Raw genomic sequence first — 2,122 nt, 5'->3', positions numbered from 1 at the left:
TAATGTCATTAATTTGATCCGACCATTTCCAGTGCATAAAGCCCGAGTTGAACAGCTAACCCGACGGTTAGGACTTACTGGATTACTTTTTAAATCAATTGATAAGTTATCGGGAGGCCAGCAACAGCGATGTGCCATCGGCAGGGCACTTTATCAGCGACTGCCAATATTTATCGGTGATGAACCATTTTCGGGCTTAGACCCAAAACAAAGCGTTGAACTATTAAAGGCGATTAAGGATCAACATCAAACAGTTGTTGTTGCGCTGCATAATAAAGAAATGGCCCTCAATCAGTTTGATCGGATTATTGGCATAAAGGACGGGGCTATCGCCTTTGATACACCGGCTACTGAGGTAAGTTCCGAGCAATTGGATCTGATATATCACCGCATAGAACACAGTGAATAACCACGTTATGATCACTGTTGACACCACTGCACGAAAGTATCGACTCATCAGCTTGTTTATCGCAAGCTTGGGTATTCTCACGTTATTGATGGCGGACATTGAAATCAGTGCCACGGATCCAATGGATGAGTTGTTAGCAATTTTAGCAGGGTTTATTAGTCCAGATCTTAGTCAAATCGACTATTTAGCCGAAGCACTACTAACCACGGTTTCTTTTGCGGTGGTCGGAATTAGCATCGCCGCGACGCTTGGGATTTTTCTGGCACCTTTACATCATCTGCCATTGATTAGCCATTTTTGTGCCTTTATTCGCTCAATTCACGAGTTATTTTGGGCGTTGATATTTTTACAAATGTTCGGATTATCTTCTATTACCGGTGTCTTGGCGATTGCCATACCCTACACGGGAATATTTGCCCGAGTTTATAGCGATATTCTGGAGCAAAGCCCACTGGATCGTCGCCATTGGATTAATGACACTAGCCTCAGTGTTTGGCTTTATACCTGTATTATTCCCTGTTGGGCTGCGATTGCACAATATACTCGCTACCGTTTCGAATGTGGACTGCGCAGTGCCGCGATATTAGGATTCATCGGGCTGCCAACCTTGGGTTATTATCTTGAAACTGCATTTTCGCAAGGACAATATAACCAAGCAGCGGGGTTGTTATTGTTGTTCTTTGCCATGATAGCGACGTTAAAATGGTGGCTTAATATCCGCCTAGTATTGGTCTACCTCATTGCGGCCATCGTCTATTTACCTTGGCAGTCACAGCTTGAGTTTAAATACCTAGTGCGTTTTATCACTCAAGATATTGTGCCACAGCCATTGCTTGAGCCTACGCTTAATCTAAGTCACTTAAGTCAGTGGTTTGGCGATTTAGTATCAGGTCAAATTCTACCAGGGATTGGGGCTAGCTTATTACTTAGTGTTAGTGCGTTGCTGTGTTGCGGCGTGATAGCGCTGTTAACTTGGCCGCTGGCCTCTAGAGCAATTCTTGGTCGTGGTTATATCTTGGGGCACGGTTTATTAATCGTTATGCGCTCGACGCCAGAAATTATCCTGGCTTTTGTGATTATGCTAATCATTGGCCCGTCAATGCTCCCTGCAATATTGGCATTGGCCCTGCATAATGGCGCAATTATTGGTTATTTGTTGGCACATCGTGCCGATACAGTCCCGCTGCGAGTCGATCGACCTAACGGTTTAAATTTGTGGGCTTATGAGCTCCAGCCACAGATATATCCAAGCTTTATCAGCCTGATTTTCTATCGCTTTGAAGTCATATTGCGTGAAAGTGCCATTTTAGGGATGCTTGGGGTCACCACGCTCGGTTTTTATATTGATTCAGCCTTTGAAGCACTATTTTTTGATGTCGCCTTGATCTTAATTTTAGTGACCGCCGCACTTAATATGTTGGTCAATAGCATCTCACTCCGTTTAAGACGTTATTTAGCGTTAGATCGTATCGTAACCGCTTAATGTCCTTAAAATTTTTGTAATAAGTAAATAACACCACCGCAAAGTAGTAATTAGCAGTAACCAAGCCCGTAGTAGGGGCTTGGTTAGTAAACTTCATTCGGATACTGCGACCTGTCGCAATCAGTGATTGTAACGCTGGGGTATAGGTTTTATCACCTAGATTATACCATTTTCATTAAGTTTGTGATCTTGTTGTGCATAGGGAAAATAAATCAGGGCAAGGCGCTCTC

Annotated in this window: 2 protein-coding genes; both read left to right on the top strand. The window is 43.4% G+C overall.

The window, feature by feature from the left end:
• A partial coding sequence (locus HRT50_RS18700; protein ID WP_291617323.1) for an ATP-binding cassette domain-containing protein occupies positions 1-409 on the top strand: 409 nt, incomplete at its 5' end.
• Between the two features lie 7 nt (positions 410-416).
• Positions 417-1,892 (top strand): ABC transporter permease, encoded by a 1,476-nt coding sequence (locus tag HRT50_RS18695; RefSeq protein ID WP_291617321.1) that lies wholly within the window; start codon positions 417-419, stop codon positions 1,890-1,892.
• The last annotated feature ends 230 nt before the right edge of the window (positions 1,893-2,122 follow it).

The organism is Colwellia sp. (genome assembly GCF_013215345.1).
In the GTDB taxonomy this organism is placed as follows: domain Bacteria; phylum Pseudomonadota; class Gammaproteobacteria; order Enterobacterales; family Alteromonadaceae; genus Colwellia.
The sequence above is the reverse complement of the archived record's forward strand: the minus strand, read 5'-3'. Positions and strand labels throughout refer to the sequence as shown.